Consider the following 17,414-nt stretch of genomic DNA (forward strand, 5'->3'; position numbering starts at 1 on the left):
CGGCGCCCCAGGGTCTGATGGCAGGATGATGCAGGTGAGACTCGGTGTGGACGTGGGACGTACAACGACGGTCGCCGTTCTTGTCGGCCCCGACGGCACCACGTCGGCCCACGCCGTGGTGGACTCGTCGCCCTCCCTCGGCCGTTCGCTGCGCGATGTCCTCGACGCGCTGGCCCCCGTCACGAACGCCCCGTACGAGCGTGTCGGGGTCGTCTGTCTCACGACCGACCTGGACCGCACGCCCTACACCCCGTCGCCCGTGGCCGTGCTGCGCATATCGCCTCCCAGCCATCCCGCGCTCGGCCCGTCCCCGCACCCGGGCGGGCTGACCCGCGTGGTCGCGGGCGGGTCCTCGCTCACCGGCCGGCCGCTGGCGCCGCTGGACCGGGCCGGGGTCGAGGCGTTCGCCCGGGACGCGGCGGCTGCCTCGATCACCTCGTTCGCACTCTGCGCGGCCGGTTCGCCCGCCCGCCCGGAACCGGAACTGACCGCGGCCTCCGTGATCGCCCGCCACCTGCCCGGTGCGCACATCACCCTCTCGTACGAGATCGGCTCCCCCGGTCTGCGCGAGCGCGAGAACGCCGCGGCCGCCAATGCCGCGCTCGGCCACTGGGCCGAGCACCTCACCACCACCGCCGAACGGGCACTGCGCGCCTGTGGCATCACCGCCCCGCTGTTCTTCGCCCGGGACGACGCCGGTCTCGTCTCCGCCGAGTACGTCCGCCGTTACCCGGTGATCGCCACGGTCTCCGCCACGGCCTGCGCCCTGCGTGGCGCCGCGCTGCGGGCCGGCGCCGAGTGGGCGGTCGTGGTGGACGCGGCCGGTTCCTCGATCCGCTGCTCGGCTGTCACGGACGGCGAACTGGAGGCCGGGGACGCGGGCCCGGGGCCCTGCGGGCTCTGGATGGATGTGGGCAGGCCCCGTCTGGACACCCTGCCGTTCGGCGGCGAGGAGCTGCCCGCCGACGCACGGCCCCGGGTCGACGCGCTGGTGGCCGGGATGCTGGAGCGCTCGCCGGGCAGCACGGTGCTGTACGCGGGCGGCGCGGCCCCGCACTTCGGCGGTGCCCCTGATGCGATCTCGGCGGCGGCGTACGGTGCGGCGCGCGCGGACACCCGGGTGGAGCTGGAGCAGGTGGTGGTCGCACCGGGCCGGGCGGAACTGGACCGGCTCATCGCGCTGGCCCGCGACCAGGCACTGGCGCGGGTCGTGTCGGCGGGTGCGGCGCCGGGCGGGGCCCGGGTGGCACGGGCGGTCCACACGCCCGTCTCGTATCTGCCGGGCGGGGTGCACCGCATCAGGGTCCGGGCCGTGGGCGCACCCGCGGGAGCGACGTCATGAGCGGACAACCGCTCCGGGTGGACGCGGCCGTGCTGGAGCAGCTGGCGGCCGGGGCGCTGGTGCTGGCGGCGGGCACGGCGGAGTCGGCGTTCCGGGTGGCGCTGGACTGGGCGCGGGCGTCGGTGGCCGCGCAGGGGCCGGTGCGGCTGCTGGTCCCCGACGAGCTGAGCGGGCTGCGGCTCTGTGTGACCGTCACCCTGATCGGCTCGTCGGCGGCCCTCGCCGAGCAGCTGCCGACGGGTGCGGAGACGGCAGGGGCGGTGCGCGCTCTGGAACGGCTGCTCGGCGCCCGGGCGGACGCGGTCGTCGCGCTGAACACGGCTGCGGAGAACGCCCTGCTCTCGGTGGCCGCCGCGGCGGACTGCGGGCTCCCGCTGGTCGACGGTGACGGCTGCGGGCGGGTGCTGCCGCTGCTGGAACAGTCGACGTTCACCCTGGCCGGGGTGTCCGCGGCACCACTCGCGCTGGCGACCCCTTCGGGCGATGTGGTCGTGGTGGAGTCCGCGGGCGGACGCGTGGAGGACCTGGTGCGGCCGCTGGTTCCGGCGGCGGGCGGCTGGGCGGTGGCCGTCTGCTACGCGATGCCGGGCGAGGTCCTGGCCGGTTGTGTGGTGCCGGGCACGGTGAGCAGGGCGATCCGCGCGGGCACGGCGGCGCCCCGCGATCTGTTCGCACCCTGGTCGCTGCGGCGGCTGTGCCGGGGCCGGATCACGGCGGTGGAGCACCCGGCGGACGAGTACGGCTACGGGGCGCCGGAACCGTACAGCCGGCTCACCGGCCCCGAGGCGTCCCCGTGGCCCGCGCTGCCGTCGCGCCCGACGAGTGTGCTGGTCGCCGAGACGGAGGGGCTCGGCCGCCACTTCCGTCTGGAGGCGCACAACGAGGTGCTGCTGGCGCTGGCGGACGGGGCGCCTGTCGCCGCGGCCCCGGACCAGATCCTGATCCTGTCGGCCTCCGCCGACCGGCGCGTGCTGGACGTGGAGCGGGCGGTGCCGGGCGTGGAGGTCGAAGTGGTGGTCATCCCCGCCGCGCCCGCCTGGCAGACACCCGAGGGCCGTCGGCTGGCCCATGCGGGCGCGGTCGATCCGCACGGCACACAGGAGGACTCATGGTGAACCGGCCATCCGGCCGCCCGGTCCGCGAGGGCGCGCTCACCGTCGCCGAACTCGTCCAGCAGGGACGGCTCGCCGGGGTCCGTATGTCCGGGGCGAGCGGCCGGGACACCGAGGTGCGGTCGGTGCGCATCGTGGACCGTACGACGGCGCTCGACACCCTCGAACCGCACACGGCGGTCGTACTGACCGGCCGGGTGGCCGCCGCGGGCTGGACCGTGGAGATGGCGCTGCGCAAGGCGTGGGAGCACGCCGCGGCCTGTGTCGTGGTCACCGAGTCCGCGGGCCGGCCGGGTTCGGTGGGGGCGCTCGCCGACCGGCTCGGGGTGCCGCTGCTGGTGATCGACGAGGACGCGCTGGATGCCGCCGTCCGGATCGCCTCCGCCGTCGCCCGCCCGGACGCCGGGCGGACCGCTCTGGTGGCGCAGGCTGCCCGGGCGCTCGCCGACGCCGGACCGCACGCCGGGCGGGTGCTGTCCGCGCTGCACGCGGTACTGCCGTCCGCGGCGGTGGCGCTGACCGGGCCGACCGGTGAGGTCCTGGCGGGCCGACGGGCCGCGCTCTCGGCGGAGGGCGGTGCGCTCACCGTCCGGGTGGAGGTCCCGGACTGCGGCGGCGGCTCGCTGGGCGCCCTGCTCGCCCGGTCGGGCTCGCGCGTCGCGGGGTGGGGAGAGACGGTCCGGGATGTGCTCCGCCTCGCGGTCGCTCCGCTCACGGCGTGGTGCGCGGTGCGCCGCCTGGACGACGAACGGACCGGCCACCGCGCGGAGTTGCTGCTACACCGGCTGCTGGAGGCGGATGCCGGGGCTACGGGCGACGACGGGCCCGGGGCGGGGCCGGGCGAGGACGAGCGTGCCGAGGCGGCGGCGCTGGGCTGGCCGGCCCGTGGCCCGCTCGTCGCGTACGCGCTGCGCCCCGTCGCGGGCCGGGCCGGGCCCGACCCCGGCCCTGCGCTGCGCGCGGTGTGGGCGGCGGCGGGTCCGGGTGGGCCGCTGGTCGCGTACCAGGGTTGCTGGGTGGCCTGGCAGTCGGTGACCCCGGCGGACGGCGCGGACCCGCTAGACGACGCGGGCCGGCATCTGGCCGACGCCCTCTGTGCCCTGGCCGCCTATGTGCCGGTCGCGGGCGGTGTGGCGGGCACGGCGGCCTCGTTGTCCGCCCTCGGCCCGGTCCTCGCCGACGCGTGCGCGGCGGCCGGGGTCGCGGCCGCCGGGGATCCGGGCAGCGTGGTGCGCGGGGACCGGATGGGCGCGGCCCAACTCCTGTCCGCCGTACCGACGGACTTGCTGCGCGGCCCTGCGGAGGTGGTGCTCGCCCCGCTGATCGAGGCGGACCGGGACGGCACCCTGCTGCGTACGCTGGCGGTCGTCCTCGACGCGTGCGCGGCGGCCGGGGTCGCGGCCGCCGGGGATCCGGGCAGCGTGGTGCGCGGGGACCGGATGGGCGCGGCCCAACTCCTGTCCGCCGTACCGACGGACTTGCTGCGCGGCCCTGCGGAGGTGGTGCTCGCCCCGCTGATCGAGGCGGACCGGGACGGCACCCTGCTGCGTACGCTGGCGGTCGTCCTCGACGCGGGCGCGTCGCCGACGGCGGCGGCCGAGGTGCTCGGGGTGCACCGCAACACGGTGGCGGCCCGGCTGGAGCGTATCCGCGCACTGGGCTTCGATCCTGACGATGCCTCACAGCGGCTGGCGCTCCATCTGGCGTGCCGGGTGCTGCTGTCCGGGGACGGCGACGGCGAGCACTGAGCGACTCACCGGCCGCCGCGCCTGCGGAGTTCCCGGCTGCTGCGCAGGCTCTCGCGCGCCGGCCGCTCCCGCGCCTGGCCCGGCTCGCCGTCGGTCCGTCAGGCTCCGTAGACGGCCGCCGCATACCCCGCCGTCAGCAGCCCCTGCCGCACGTCCTCGGCCACCGCCTCGGCGGACCGCTCCCCCACGGGGCCGAATCCGCCGCCGCCACCGCTCTCGCAGCGCAGCACATCACCCTCGCGCACGGCCAGCGCATTGACCTTCAGCAGTGAACGCTCACCGTCACGCACCGGGTTGAGTGTCACCTGCGGCGGTGCACCGGCCGTACCGCCGAAGACCCCCCAGGCCGGGGTGACCGACCGCTCCCACCACAGGGAGAGCTGCTGGTCGGCGGCGAACCGGTACTGGCGCACCACACCGTTGCCCCCGCGCGTACGGCCCGCACCGGCGGAGTCGGGGCGCAGCGCGTACTCCTCGACGCGCACCGGGAAGAGGGTCTCCAGCACCTCGACCGGCATGTCGCGCAGCGAGCCGTTGACATTGTTGATCAGGCAGGACTCGCCGTCGGAGGCCTCCCAGGCGCCCCAGCCGCCGACCGTCGCCTCCTGGGAGACGAAGAGCTTTCCGCTGCGCGGGTCGGTGCCGGTGAACTGGACGATCATCGAGTCGCCGTAGCTTGCCGCCGCGGCGCGGTCCGGGACGGCCGGGGCGAGCGCCTTGACGACCAGGTCGATGACCAGACCGAGGTGCGAGTAGTAGTACTGGCAGGCGGCCGGTTCGACGGCGGCGAGCATGGTGCCGGACCGGGTCAGCACGTCGAGCGGCTTGAACGAGCCGCCGTTCAGCGGGACTTCGCCGCTGACGAGCAGCTTGTAGCCGACCCTGCAGGCCGCGACGGTCTGTGCGGCACCGCAGTTGACGGGTCCGGTGGCCTGGTCGGCGCAGTCGGTGACGTCCATCGTCATGCGGTCGCCGTCGATGGTGATGCGGACGGTGACATGCAGCGGCGTGCCGAGGTCGATGCCGTCGTTGTCGAGATGCCCCGTGGCCTCGTACACACCGTCGGGGATCGCGGCGATCTCCTGGCGCTCCAGCCGTTCGGTCTGGTCGAAGATCGTGTCACGGGCGGCGAGCACGGTCTCCATGCCCCACCGTCCCACGATCTCCGCGAGCCGTCGCGCACCGGTGCGGGCACAGGCGACCTGGGCGCGCATGTCGCCGAGGGTGGGGTGCGGGAAACGGACCTGACGTGAAATCAGGTCATGGACGAGTACGCACGGTTCGCCGTCCTCGTAGATCTTCAACGGGCCCATGCGCAGGCCCTCCTGATGGATCGTCGTGGAGTCCATGGAACCGCCCGGGTCCTTGGATCCCATGTCGATCCAGTGCGCGCGGGAGGCGGCGAAGCCGACCAGTTCGGCGTCGACGAAGATCGGCGCGTAGACGGTGACGTCGTTGAGATGCGTGCCGCCGATGTAGGAGTCGTTGAGCACCCAGACGTCGCCGGGCCGCCAGACCCCGGCGCCGTACATCTGCTCCGTGGCACGGGTGCACTCCTCCAGGTTGCCCAGGAAGATGGGCAGGCCGGAGGACTGGCCGAGGACATGGTGGTCGCGGTCCAGGAGCGCGACGGCACAGTCCTTGGCCTCGTAGATGGTCGGGGTGTACGAGGACCGGATCAGGGTGGTGTTCATGTCCTCGGCTGCCTGGAGCAGCGCGCAGCGGATGATCTCCTGGTGATGGGGTCGACGGCGACCGGGGTGGTCGGGTCGATGGCGGCCTGGGCCGTACTGGTCATGCGACGCCTCCGAGCTTGATGACGAGGAATCCGTTGTCGTCCACGGTGACCGTGGCGTCCGGCGGGACGACGGTGGTGGAGGTGGCCTCGACGATGACGGCGGGGCCGGGGATGTGCTGCCCGGGGGCGAGGTGTTCACGGCGCAGCACCGCGGTGTCGTGCGCGGCGCCACCGAAGACGACCGGCTTGACGGGGACTTCAGGGGCTTCGCCCGGTGCTGCGGCGTACGGGACGGCGGCGAGTTCGGGGAGTCCGCCGAGCGCGGTGGTGCGCAGGGTGACGAACTCGACGGGCGCCTCGGGGGTCGCGTGGCCGTAGCGGCGTTCGTGGAGCCGGGCGAAGCGTTCGGCGACCGAGGTGAGGAAGCCTTCGGCGGCGGGCTCGGCGGGGCCGGACAGCGACACGGTCAGGGTGCAGTCCTGGCCTTCGTACCGCATGTCGACGGCATGCTCGATACGGTGCCGGGCCGCCGGTACGCCCTGCTCGGCGAGGGCCTCGAAGCCTTCGGCCTGCAGACCGGCGAGGGCGTCCGCCATGGCCGCGCCGTCGAGGTCGGCGCCCGGGGTGAAGAACTGGAGCGTGAGGTCGCGCCGGACCTCGGTGCCGAGCATGCCCCAGGCGGAGAACGCGCCGGGGAAGCGCGGTACGACGACCTCCTCGATGCCGAGTTCGCGGGCGATCTCCACGGCATGCATGGGTCCGGCGCCGCCGAAGGCGAGAAGTACGAACTCACGGGGCTCCAGGCCGTGTTCGACGGTGAGGGTACGGATCGCCTGGGCCATCTTGGCGTTGGCGACGTCGCAGATGCCGCCGGCCAGCTCGATGGGGTCGAGGCCGAGGGCGCCGGCGAGCTCCGCGACGGCGCGGTGGGCCGCTTCGGTGTCCAGGGTCATGTGCCCGCCGGCGAACCAGTCGGGGTCGACGCGGCCGAGGACGGTGTTGGCGTCGGTGACGGTGGCCTGTGTGCCGCCACGCCCGTAGCAGGCGGGTCCGGGTACCGCGCCCGCCGATTCGGGGCCGACGCGCAGTCCGCCCGCCTCGGCGTAGGCGAGGGAGCCGCCGCCCGCACCGATGGTGTGCAGGTCGACGAGCGGCATGAGGACGGGAAAGCCGTCGGCTGCGCCCTCGTTGGAGACATTGGGCCGCCCGCCGAGGACGAGCGACACATCGAAGGAGGTGCCGCCCATGTCGACGCAGATCGCGTTCGGCCTGCCCAGCAGCGCGGAGGCCGCGACGCCGCCCATGGTGCCGCCGACCGGTCCGGACAGCAGGGTCTGCAGGGGGTGGCGGCGGGCGAATGAGGCGTTGACGACGCCGCCGGAGGACTGCATGACCTGTACGGGTACGGTCAGCCCGTGTGCGGCAAAGCGGTCCTCGATCCGGCCGAGGTAGCGGCGTACGACCGGACCGGTGTACGCCTCCAGGGCGGCGGACGAGGTGCGTTCGTACTCACGCCATTCGCGCGCCACCTGATGGGAGAGCACGATCATCACGTCGTCGCCGAGCTCCTCGGCGAGGATCTCGCCGGCCCGCAGTTCATGGGCGGGGTTCACGTAGGAGAACAGCAGCGCGACGGCGACGGCGTCGAAGCCTTCGTCGCGGGCGCGGCGGGCCGCGGCCCGTACGGCGTCCTCGTCGAGCGGGACCAGCTCGGTGCCGCGCGAGTCGAAGCGGCCGCCCGCCTCGGCGGTGGCATGCCGGTCCACGAGCGGGACGGGCTTGCGGTAGTGCAGGTCGAACATGCGGTCCCGGTTGCCGCGGGCGATCTGGTAGACGTCGCGCAGCCCGGCCGAGGCCAGCAGCAGGACGCGGGCGCCCTTGCGCTCCAGCAGGGCGTTCAGGCCCTGGGTGGTGCCGTGGACGAAGAAGGAGATGTCGGCGGGGTCGTCCACCGCCCGGCCCAGCGAGGAGAAGACGCCCTCGGCGAGGTCTCCCGGCGTGGTGGGGGTCTTCGCCGCGTCGAAGGTGCCGCGCGTCTCGTCGTACGCGACGACATCGGTGAATGTGCCACCGATGTCCATGGCCACCCGGTAAGTCATGCCGCCTCCCGGCTCTCTCAAGGGAATGGCGTGACGCTATCGACGGGGCGCGGCCGGCGGCTGTGCGCTGCGCACGGTGCGGAGGGTCCGCCCGTGCGCAGCGCTGGGTCCTGGCCGAGTCAGCCGACGGGGCCCGGCTGCCGCACGTCCTCGTGGAGGTGGACGATCCGCCAGGTTTCCCCGGCCCGGTGCAGGATCACGGTGTTCCGGATGAGCTCGGGGCGGCCCGGGGTGCCGTCCGGGGCGGGTGCGAAGTCGACGCGCAGCCAGTAGCGCAGGACGGCGATGTCGCCGAAGACGTCGATGGTGCGGTCGTACGCGGTGAGGCCGGTCTCCTGCGGTCCCTCACCGGCTTCCGGGCGGGCGTCGCGGATCCGGTCCAGGTCGGGTTTGCCGAGCAGGAGCGGGTCGGCGGCGGAGTCCCAGACGGTGGCCCGGGGGTCGAGTGCCTGGTCGATCCTCGACCGGTCGCCGGCGTCGTACGCCTCGTACATTCCGGTGAGGACGGCCCAGACGGCGTCGGCGTCGGCCGCCGATGCGCCGGGCCTGGCGGTGGACGGGAGAGGGAGGGTGTTCTCGGGCATGGTGGTGCTCCTGGGCGGACACGGGGGTGCGATGACTGCACGGGGGTGTGATGGCGGCCAAGCTACACAGCCGCGTACCGGCCGCCGCCCACACCCCCGTCGCTCATCCGTCGCTTCTCATTCCACCGATCGAAGAGCCTCGGCCAGGATCTCCGCACCCTCCTCCGCCTCCGGGATGGTCAGCGAGAGCGGCGGTGCGATCCGCAGCACGCTGGTGTTGTGGCCGCCGCCCTTGCCGATGAGCAGGCCGCCTTCCCTGGCCGCTTCGAGTACGGCGGCGGCCGCCTCCGGGTTCGCCTCGTCGGTGCCGGGCTTCACCAGCTCGATGCCGATCATCAGTCCCCGGCCGCGTACCTCCCGCACACACTCCGAGGCCACGCCGATCGCTCGCAGCCGCTCGATCAGCAGTCCGCCGACTCGCCGGGCGTTGCCCTGCAGATCGTGTTCGAGGAGGTAGGAGAGGTTGGCGAGGCCGGCCGCCATGGTGACCGGGGAGCCGCCGAAGGTCGAAATGGAGTTGGCGTCGAGGCAGTTCATGACGTCGGCGCGGGCCACGACACCGCCGATCGACATGCCGTTGCCGATGCCCTTGGCGAAGGTGAGGATGTCCGGCGGTCCGTTCTCGCCGTGCGCCTGCCAGCCCCAGAAGTGTTCGCCGGAGCGGCCCCAGCCGGTCTGCACCTCGTCGGAGATCCACAGGATGCCGTGGCGGTCGAGGACCCGTCGGAAGGCCGCGTACAGACCGTCCGGCGGAGAGGTGAACCCGCCGACGCCCTGGATGGGTTCGGCGATCAGGGCGGCGGGCTCGCGGGTGTGGCCGAGCAGATCCTCCAGGTCGGCGACGCAGGCCGCGATGAACTCCGCGTCGCTGAGGTGCGCGTACGGCCCCCGGGTGCGGACGCCGCCGTGCACATAGAGCGTCTGCAGCGGCGACAGATTCGTGGGCGACCAGGCGCTGTTACCGGTGATGGAGACCGCGGAGAAGGATCTGCCGTGGTAGCTGTTGCGCATCGCGAGGATCTGGTTCGAACTGCGGTACGTGGTGGCGAGCAGCAGGGCAGTGTCGTTGGCCTCGGTACCGGAGGTGGTGAAGAAGACCCGGGCGTCCGGGATGCCGGAGAGCGTGGCGATGCGTTCGGCCAGCTCGACCATCGGCCGGTTGAGGTAGAGCGTGGAGGAGTGGATGATCCGCCCGGCCTGCTCGCTGACCGCCTTGGTCACCTCGGGCAGGGCGTGGGCGGTCATCGTCGTGAGGATGCCACCGAAGAAGTCGAGGTAGCGCCTGCCGTCGGCGTCCCAGACATGGCGGCCCTCGCCGTGGGTGATCTCCACGGGGTTCTTGTAGTAGAGGGCCAACCAGTCGGGGCTGACGGCGAGATGGCGTTGGTGCAGGCTGCTCACGGCTCCACCAGTCCTTCGTACGCGTCGGGTCGGCGGTCCCGGTAGAACGCCCACTGCTGGCGGACCTCGTCGATGAGCCCGAAGTCGAGGTCTCGGACGAGGAGTTCCTCCTCCTTGTCGCTGGCGACCTCGCCGACGAACTGGCCGCGCGGGTCGACGAAGTAGCTGGTTCCGTAGAAGTCGTTGTCGCCGTACTCCTCCTGGCCGACGCGGTTGATCGCGGCGACGAAGTACTCGTTGGCGACGGCGGACGCAGGCTGTTCCAGCTGCCAGAGATAACTGGAGAGGCCGCGCGAGGTGGCGGACGGGTTGTACACCAACTGAGCTCCGTTGAGCCCTAGTTGACGCCAGCCCTCCGGGAAGTGCCGGTCGTAGCAGATATAGACACCGACCTTGCCGACGGCGGTGTCGAAGACGGGCCAGCCGACGTTTCCGGGCTTGAAGTAGTACTTCTCCCAGAACCCCTTGACCTGCGGGATGTGATGTTTGCGGTACTTGCCGAGATAAGAACCGTCGGCGTCGATGACGGCGGCGGTGTTGAAGTAGAAGCCGGACTGCTCGATCTCGAAGACCGGCACGACGATCACCATGCCGGTCTCGCGGGCGAGTTCCTGCATCCGCCGGACGGTCGGCCCGTCCGGGACGGCCTCGGCCCAGCGGTAGTGCTCGGGTTCCTGCACCTGACAGAAGTAGGGGGCGTTGAACACCTCCTGGAAGCCGATGATCTTCGCGCCCTGACGGGCGGCCTCGCGCGCATGCTCCTCATGTTTGGCGATCATGGATTCGGTGTCGCCGGTCCAGGTCGCCTGGACGAGTGCGGCGCGTACGACTTGGGACATGAGCTGCTCCTTCGACGCGGCGTCAGAGAGCCTCTACGCGTTTCTACGCCCGTAGATACGTGCGTAGAGGAGAACGTAAGCCCCGTCACACAGCGGGGCAAGACCATCGCCGTGAACCGGCGGAGTCGATCACGTTTCACACCCGTGCGGTCCACATGTTCATTCGCCTTCCGGCTCGGAGAGCAGATGCCATGATGGCAAAATTTGTCGACGAGGGGCCGCTCGCCGCGCTGGCACACCCGATTCCGCCGGCCGTCGAGCCTGGCCGGAGATGACGCGCTCGGCGTGACGGAGGCATCTCCGGTGACCTTGGGTGGAGCGTGCCGAATTCGAAGTGCACTGCCATCAGCAGGGCCCGTGCTCTCGAAGACCAGGTGGTCCGACGGGCCGGGGAAAGTGTGTCACTGCTCCGAACCGGGGAGCCGCCAGTCGAAGGGAAAGAGATCCATCTGCCACCCCGGCGCCACGGCCAGTGTGCCGGCAGCCTCGGGAACCCGCAGAAGGCAGCGGTGACGCAGTAGTTCACGTCGCTCGCCTGGGGTCAACAGCCTCTCCTGCGGGCTGAGGTTCTTGGGGTGATCCGGACTGAGGCCCTCGGCGCCGTCGATTTCGACGCGTCCTGCCGCATTGAGTCGCCGGGATGTCGGCGTCCGGTAGTCGAGGCGAAAATCGGTGGCCCACTGTGAATTGTGCCCCCAGCCGTGCGACAGGTCGACTGTCGGCCGGTGGCGTCGCAGGTACGTCCAGTACAACGGGGACCGGTCGGCCACGCCGCGCTGCGCATGGTTGGCTCCGGCGCGGACACGGACTCCGGCCCGGCTGAAGAGCAGCTGTCCGAGCATCAGACCCGGCCAGACGACCTGGGTGATCCGAATCGGGGCGTGCGGGTCGTCGGCTTGCTCGACGTCGACGATTTCGTGGAGGAACGGGTCGAAGACGGTGTCGTCGAACGGCGTCATGCCCAGCGCGGTGAACAAGTCGAGGTACTCGTGCTGTGAGAGCACCGGCCCTTGGTTCAGCGGATCGTGTCTGTTGCCCCGCGGCCACTCGGGCGCCTCGTCAGCAGGAGGCTGGAAGGCGAGGAGGAGCAGATCGCTGACGCGGCTGAGAGCGTAGAGCTCTTGCAGCAGGTACTCGCTCCCCTGAGGTCCCTCCCCGGACCACCAGGCCCCGTCTCCAGCTGCAGTCGCGAGCAAGGCACGGTAATCGCCCCGGGCCCGATCGAGCCACGGCGCTACGATCACGTCATGGGCGTCCGCCCCGTCGTGGTCTCCCAAAGCCTTGTAAAGCTCACGGGCATCCACCTCATCGGCCATGCGCGGAGATTACTTGCGATCGGCGGAGGTGATCGACGGATTTTGCGGCATGCCACTGTCAGCCGGCCGCCGGCGCGGCTAGCGTCGCGGCATGGACAGCGAGATCACGACCACGGTCGGCAGACAGCTCTACTCCTTCGACGGCCGCGTGCTGGAGGTCTTCGGCGGCAGCGCCGTCCGCTTCCACGTGTGCCATATGCACCTCTGTGTCAAAGGCCCGGACCGCAAGGGGGCCAGGATCGTGGAGATCAGCCATGGCCCGCCGGAAGCACCGGGGATGCGTCACATGTGGAAGTACTCCGCCGCGGAGTGGGGTGACCTGCCCGGCCTGGCCGGACTGCTGGAAGTGGTGCAGGAGGCCATCGACTCCGCGGCGGAGCGGTAGGCGGAGACCCTCTGCGTCACCGAGCGGACTGCATGGACCGTGCCATCACGTACCGTCAACGCCTTTCACTTCCCTTCCCGTTCGGGTGATGTGCGGCGTGTCGGGAGGATCTCGGAGCGGTCTGGGCAGTCTCCGGAGACCGATCCTGAGAGGGGAAGTCGTGGGACTGTCACACGAGTACGGGCGCGGCATCAGTGAGGGGCCGACGCCGGCCGATGCTGCGGGGGCGCTTGCCCTGCCCTGTCCGAGCGGCTGGTCCGCGCTGGCCTTCTCCGAGGAGCTGCGGCCGGGCGCTGTGCTCACCCGGCCTTTGGCGGGGCAGGACGTGGTGCTGTACCGGCTCGGTACCGGGGGTGTCCGCGCCATCCGTCCGTACTGTCCGCACCTCGGCGCCCATCTCGGTCTGGCGAAGGTCGACGGGGACGATCTCGTATGTCCCTTCCATTTCTTCGCGTTCGGCCCCGACGGCAGGTGCGTGCGCACGGGATACGACACAAAGCCGCCGAGGTCGCCGTTGACGCAACTGCCGGTGCACGAGGTCAACGGTGCTGTCTTCGTCTGGCGGCACCACGACGGCCGGGCACCGGACTGGTTCATCCCCGACTGGCACGAGATCGGCCACCGGCCTGCCCGTAGCGCCGCCTGGGAGCTGGCCGGCAATGTCCAGGAAGTCATCGAGAACTCGGTGGACCTCGGGCATTTCGCCACCCTGCACGGCTGGGCCAAGGCCGAGATCGGCGGGCCTGTCGTCTACGACGATGCCGCGTTCCACGTGTCCATGCGGGCCCATGAGTCGGCGCCGCTGCTGGGAAACTTCGTCGTCGAGGTGGAGGTGGACGGCTACGGACTCGGTTGCCTGCACGCGGATGTGTACACGCCTCGGATCGGGCTTCGGATGTGCACGATGGTGATGCCGACGGCGATCGCGCCCAACCGGATGCAGTTCCGGCAGAAGAACCGCATCGCCTTCACGGAACCGGCCCGGCTGCCGGCCCCGCTCGCACGGGTGGTGAGCCGAACCGCCGCCCGGCTGCTGGACCGCGCCGTCTTCCGTTCCAGTTGCGAGTTCACCGCCGCCGACTTTCCGATCTGGGATCACAAGCAGTACCAGCAGCCGCCCCGGCTCGCTCCCGGTGACGGGCCGATCGGCCCGTTCCGGCGCTGGGCCCGGCGGTTCTATCCGTCACCGGGGGAGCTCGGGGGGACCCGGCTCGACCACAGCGAGCGAAGCGACGGAGCTGAGGTGCCGTGACTGCTCTGGAACCGACCGTCCTCCGGATGTGGCAGCCATTCGGCTCTCACCGGCTGATCTCCAGGACCCTGCCTGGCTAGGGCGCACCCACGATGCCCGCGACCCGCAGTGCATGGACGACATCCCACTCCCGCGCCGGCGACACCGCACGGGCTGCGGCCAGCAGTTGCGGTACCAGCTGGCGCGGATCGCCCGCTGCGACCCGGGCCGCGTCCTGCGGAGTCCGTACGCGGATGAAGGCGCCCAGCAACGCCTGCGCCTGCGGCCCTCGCCCTGCCCGGTCCAGCGCCACCACCGCATCGGCGATCTCTGCGGCCGGCCGCGCCACCCCCTGGCGCAGCAACCGGTCGCAGTCGTCCGGGCGTCGCGCAGCGGCCAGCGCGCCCGCAGCCGCGGCGAGTTCGGCAGGCGGCAGCGAGGACACTTCCCACAACAGGGTCGCCCAGTCCGCGTCGAGGCCCGCCCGGTGCAGCTCGACGGCAAGCACCGGCAGCCGGTCCGCGGGCCAGCCGGCCGCCTCGCACAGCACGACGTGCGCCTCGCCACTGCGGCTCTCGGCCCGGAGCTGGAGCAGCCATTCGACGGCGTCGGCGGCGGCCCGGTGCGCCTCGGGGTCCAGGCCGGTGGAGGCCGGTACCACGTGCGTGTCGTCCCCGGTCGGGGCAGCGCCGAAGCGGGCCCCGCGTGGTACGGAGGCCGTCGTCGGCGGTACCGGCAGGACGGGTGCGACCAGAACTCCGTCGTCATCGGCCTCGTCGACGTCCAGGCCGGCGAACCGGGCGCCGCGCGGCTTCTTGCGCTTGGGGGCGGGCGGCCGAGGAGTTCGCGGTGCCGCGTCAAAGCCGCGCTCGGGCTCGGGTTCCCGGTCCCGATCCCGGTCCCGGTCCCGGTCGGGTGCCGGCTCCTCCGTGCGGAACCAGCCCTTCGGCACGGTCACCGCGGCCAGTCGCCTGCGCAGCTCCGTACAGCGGGCGGTGGCGCGTTCGTGGTCGTCCCGGGCCCAGGCCACCTCCTCCGTGTCCGGGATCGTCGTTGCGCCCGCTCCGGCCGCCCGGAGTCGCTGGGCCGCGTACGTCTGCTCCCGCAGCATCAGCTCCAGCCGTTCGACGAGCACCTGCCGTCCACCGGGCCGTCGGTCATGGGCGGCCACAGAGGCGGAGTACAGCTCGGCGACCCGTACCGACTCCCGCTGTGCGTACGCTGTGCCGCGCAGGGCCGCCAGGTCCTGGAAAAGCGACTCCATCACGTCCCAGGGCGGAATCTCGGCACCGTCGAGACAGGCGCGCATCCCTGCGGGATCCCGTCGGCAGAAGACGCCGTACCAGCCGCTCCCGGGGTCCAGCAGCGCCACCAGATCCCGTAGGTATTTCGTGAAATCCCGTACTTCCCAAGCACCTTGATGCACCGTCATCGTCGCCCTCGCCAACGTCGACTGGAGCCTTCCAGTCCGCAGGCATTCGACCTCAGCCTTGTTACGGCACGGCTACGCGCGCTTTTCGACTGCGGTGCGGCCGAAGCGCCGTGCGGCGCACACCCCCCTTGAGCGCCCCTGCGGGGACACACGCCAACCCCCACGCCCCGGGCAGGGACTCGTTCGACGACCGAGCCACCGCCGCCAGCGCCCACCCGGCCGATCAGGGCCCATCCCGGCGGGCCGGGGCCTGACAGGACCTACCCCGCCAGCGGCACCACGTCCGGCTCCGGGGCACAGCGGGTGAGCAGTTCGTCCATCGAGAGTCCGAGCGCCCCGGCCAGTGCCGCGACGGTGAAGAAGGCGGGGGTCGGGGCGCGGCCGGTCTCGATCTTGCGCAGCGTCTCGGCGGAGATTCCGGCGCTCGCCGCGATCTCGACCATGCTGCGCCCGCCACGCGCCTCGCGGAGCAGCGCTCCGAGGCGTTCGCCGCGACGGCGCTCTTCCGGGGTCAGGGGTGTTCGTACCATGCCGTCATTCTAATACCGCTGCGACCGGTATAGTAATTGGCATGGTGCAGCTCAAGACAGACACATCCATCGAAGCGATGCGCGAGACCGGCCGGGGCGTGGCGCAGCTACTGACGGCCGTACGGGAAGCGGCGGCGGTCGGCGTCTCGTTGCGCGAACTCGACAAGGTCGCCCGCGGGGTCCTCCGCGAGGCAGGCGCCGGGTCGCCGTTCCTGAACTACCGGCCGCATTTCGCCCCCACCCCGTTTCCCGCCGTGATCTGCGCATCGGTCAACGACGCGATCGTGCACGGCATCCCGACCGACCAGCGGCTGCGCGACGGCGATCTGGTGAGCATCGACGCAGGCGCGACGCTCGGTGGTTGGGCGGGCGATTCGGCGATCAGTTTCACCGTCGGGCGCGCCCGGCCGGCGGACACCCGGCTGATCGACACGGCCTTCGCGGCGCTGGAGGCGGGGATCGCGGCGGCGGTCGTCGGTAATCGGATCGGTGACATCGCGCATGCGATCGGCACGGTGTGCCGCAGCGCCGGTTACGGCATTCCGGAGGGGTTCGGCGGCCATGGCGTGGGCCGGTCGATGCACGAGGACCCGGCCGTCCCCAACGAGGGACGACCGGGCCGCGGCATGCCGTTGCGGCACGGAATGGTGCTGGCGATCGAGCCGATGCTGATCGGCGGCGGCAAGGACGCGTTCCATCCGGACCGGGACGGCTGGACATTGCGTACGACCGACGGCAGCCGGGCGGCGCACGCCGAGCACACGGTGGCGATCACCGACGACGGTCCGCGCATCCTGACCGCGCTGTGATCAACCCTCCTTCGCGAACGTCCAGTTGTTCTGGATGAACTGCTTGGCGAGGGCCTCACCGGCGGTGACGGCGGCGCTGTGGCTTTCGATCGGCGACACCTTGGAGTTCTTGAACAGGATGTAGGTGACGCCGGATTCGGCGCCGCCGGTCTCCGGGTCGGGGTCGATGCCCAGCGCCTTGGCGGTGGCGTACGAGGCCTCGCCGATGATCTTGTTGGGGCCCGTGTCGCCGACGACGGCGTACTCGACCTTGTTGTTGTAGATGACGGCGACGACGCCACCGCCCTTGATTCCCGCGTTGCTGTAGTCCCAGATGCTGCTGCTGCTCGGCACGACGACGTACGGCAGCTTCTCGGCGTTCAGCGGCTTGTCGCCGGAGGTATGGAACGCCGTGTCGTCCTGGAACCACGGGTCGGTGTTCTCGTTGCAGGCGGTGGTGATCTGGCCGTCGCAGTCGATGTCCATGTCGGCCTTCCAGAACACGGCTCCGTTCTTGCCGCAGACCGGTACGGTCGCCGAAGTCTCCTCGTCCGTACGGTACTTGCCGTTGGAGATCTGCGAACACGAGGTGACCTCGGCCAGCAGATCGGCCGCACTGACGGAGCCCTCCTTGACGCCGGCCCCGGCCCGGTCGGCGGCGCCTGAATCCGCGCGGGGCGCGGCGGCAGTGGTGACGGCGCCCGAGGCCGGGCGAGCCTGGGCGGCGGGCGTCAGCGTGGCGGCCGCGAGCAGGGCGGCGCCGGAGGCAGCAGCGAGGGCGAGCGTTCGAGTACGCACAGTGGGGATGCCCTTCTAATAGGAAACTTTCCTTACCAACGTGGCCAAGATGGACCCGAAGTCATGTACCC

Annotated in this window: 15 protein-coding genes; 6 read left to right on the plus strand and 9 right to left on the minus strand. The window is 71.7% G+C overall.

The features are described from left to right. Window positions 1-52: 52 nt before the first annotated feature. The 3 genes from NRF20_RS09315 to NRF20_RS09325 are packed head-to-tail and all read left to right on the plus strand — an operon-like array spanning window position 53 to window position 4,202. Window positions 53-1,342, plus strand: a complete 1,290-nt coding sequence (locus NRF20_RS09315) for a hypothetical protein (RefSeq protein WP_398632961.1) — start codon at window positions 53-55, stop codon at window positions 1,340-1,342. Further along, window positions 1,339-2,457 (plus strand): DUF917 domain-containing protein, encoded by a 1,119-nt coding sequence (locus tag NRF20_RS09320; RefSeq protein WP_398632960.1) that lies wholly within the window; start codon window positions 1,339-1,341, stop codon window positions 2,455-2,457. The genes NRF20_RS09315 and NRF20_RS09320 overlap by 4 nt, the downstream gene beginning before the upstream one ends. After that, window positions 2,451-4,202, plus strand: coding sequence for a helix-turn-helix domain-containing protein (locus NRF20_RS09325; protein ID WP_413752386.1), 1,752 nt, complete (start codon window positions 2,451-2,453; stop codon window positions 4,200-4,202). Before NRF20_RS09320 ends, NRF20_RS09325 begins: the two co-directional genes overlap by 7 nt. A gap of 98 nt (window positions 4,203-4,300) precedes the next feature. Here NRF20_RS09325 and NRF20_RS09330 read toward each other — a convergent pair whose 3' ends face one another. The 6 genes from NRF20_RS09330 to NRF20_RS09355 form a co-directional block, all read right to left on the minus strand. Then, window positions 4,301-5,896: a hydantoinase B/oxoprolinase family protein gene (locus NRF20_RS09330; RefSeq protein ID WP_413752387.1), complete on the minus strand. Its 1,596-nt coding sequence runs from the start codon at window positions 5,894-5,896 to the stop codon at window positions 4,301-4,303. Window positions 5,897-5,996: 100 nt separating this feature from the next. Continuing rightward, window positions 5,997-8,039: a hydantoinase/oxoprolinase family protein gene (locus tag NRF20_RS09335; protein WP_413752388.1), complete on the minus strand. Its 2,043-nt coding sequence runs from the start codon at window positions 8,037-8,039 to the stop codon at window positions 5,997-5,999. A 119-nt stretch (window positions 8,040-8,158) separates the two neighbouring features. Next, window positions 8,159-8,623: a nuclear transport factor 2 family protein gene (locus NRF20_RS09340; protein ID WP_398632956.1), complete on the minus strand. Its 465-nt coding sequence runs from the start codon at window positions 8,621-8,623 to the stop codon at window positions 8,159-8,161. 117 nt (window positions 8,624-8,740) lie between these two features. Further along, a complete protein-coding gene (locus tag NRF20_RS09345; protein WP_413752389.1) occupies window positions 8,741-10,024 on the minus strand; it encodes an aspartate aminotransferase family protein in 1,284 nt (427 codons plus the stop codon). Continuing rightward, entirely contained in the window at window positions 10,021-10,863 is an 843-nt protein-coding gene (locus NRF20_RS09350) for a nitrilase-related carbon-nitrogen hydrolase (protein WP_114247549.1), read from the minus strand. The genes NRF20_RS09345 and NRF20_RS09350 overlap by 4 nt, the downstream gene beginning before the upstream one ends. 401 nt (window positions 10,864-11,264) lie before the next feature. Continuing rightward, the gene (locus NRF20_RS09355) at window positions 11,265-12,179 is read right to left on the minus strand and encodes a hypothetical protein (RefSeq protein ID WP_398632954.1); all 915 of its coding nucleotides are present in this window, start codon (window positions 12,177-12,179) and stop codon (window positions 11,265-11,267) included. A gap of 91 nt (window positions 12,180-12,270) precedes the next feature. Here NRF20_RS09355 and NRF20_RS09360 point away from each other — a divergent pair, with 91 nt between their 5' ends. Both NRF20_RS09360 and NRF20_RS09365 read left to right on the plus strand, forming a co-directional pair. After that, the gene (locus tag NRF20_RS09360; protein WP_398632953.1) at window positions 12,271-12,564 is read left to right on the plus strand and encodes a hypothetical protein; all 294 of its coding nucleotides are present in this window, start codon (window positions 12,271-12,273) and stop codon (window positions 12,562-12,564) included. 160 nt (window positions 12,565-12,724) lie between these two features. Beyond that, window positions 12,725-13,816: a Rieske 2Fe-2S domain-containing protein gene (locus NRF20_RS09365; RefSeq protein ID WP_398632952.1), complete on the plus strand. Its 1,092-nt coding sequence runs from the start codon at window positions 12,725-12,727 to the stop codon at window positions 13,814-13,816. Window positions 13,817-13,892: 76 nt separating this feature from the next. On the opposite strand, the gene NRF20_RS09370 is transcribed toward NRF20_RS09365, so the two are convergent. Together NRF20_RS09370 and NRF20_RS09375 are read right to left on the minus strand one after the other, a co-directional pair. Next, complete coding sequence (locus tag NRF20_RS09370) at window positions 13,893-15,227, minus strand: hypothetical protein (RefSeq protein ID WP_413752390.1); 1,335 nt, start codon at window positions 15,225-15,227, stop codon at window positions 13,893-13,895. Between the two features lie 260 nt (window positions 15,228-15,487). Then, a complete protein-coding gene (locus NRF20_RS09375) occupies window positions 15,488-15,757 on the minus strand; it encodes a helix-turn-helix domain-containing protein (RefSeq protein WP_114247546.1) in 270 nt (89 codons plus the stop codon). Window positions 15,758-15,798: 41 nt separating this feature from the next. Between NRF20_RS09375 and map the strand changes: the two genes are divergently transcribed. Further along, complete coding sequence (map, locus tag NRF20_RS09380; RefSeq protein ID WP_413752391.1) at window positions 15,799-16,566, plus strand: type I methionyl aminopeptidase; 768 nt, start codon at window positions 15,799-15,801, stop codon at window positions 16,564-16,566. Here the strand turns inward: map and NRF20_RS09385 are convergent, their stop codons facing one another. Beyond that, window positions 16,567-17,343 carry a glycoside hydrolase family 75 protein gene (locus tag NRF20_RS09385; protein WP_413752392.1) on the minus strand — a complete coding sequence of 259 codons (777 nt, stop codon included), beginning with the start codon at window positions 17,341-17,343 and terminating at the stop codon, window positions 16,567-16,569. Window positions 17,344-17,414 lie beyond the last annotated feature (71 nt).

Source organism: Streptomyces sp. R-74717 (genome assembly GCF_047305335.1).
GTDB lineage: Bacteria > Actinomycetota > Actinomycetes > Streptomycetales > Streptomycetaceae > Streptomyces > Streptomyces atratus.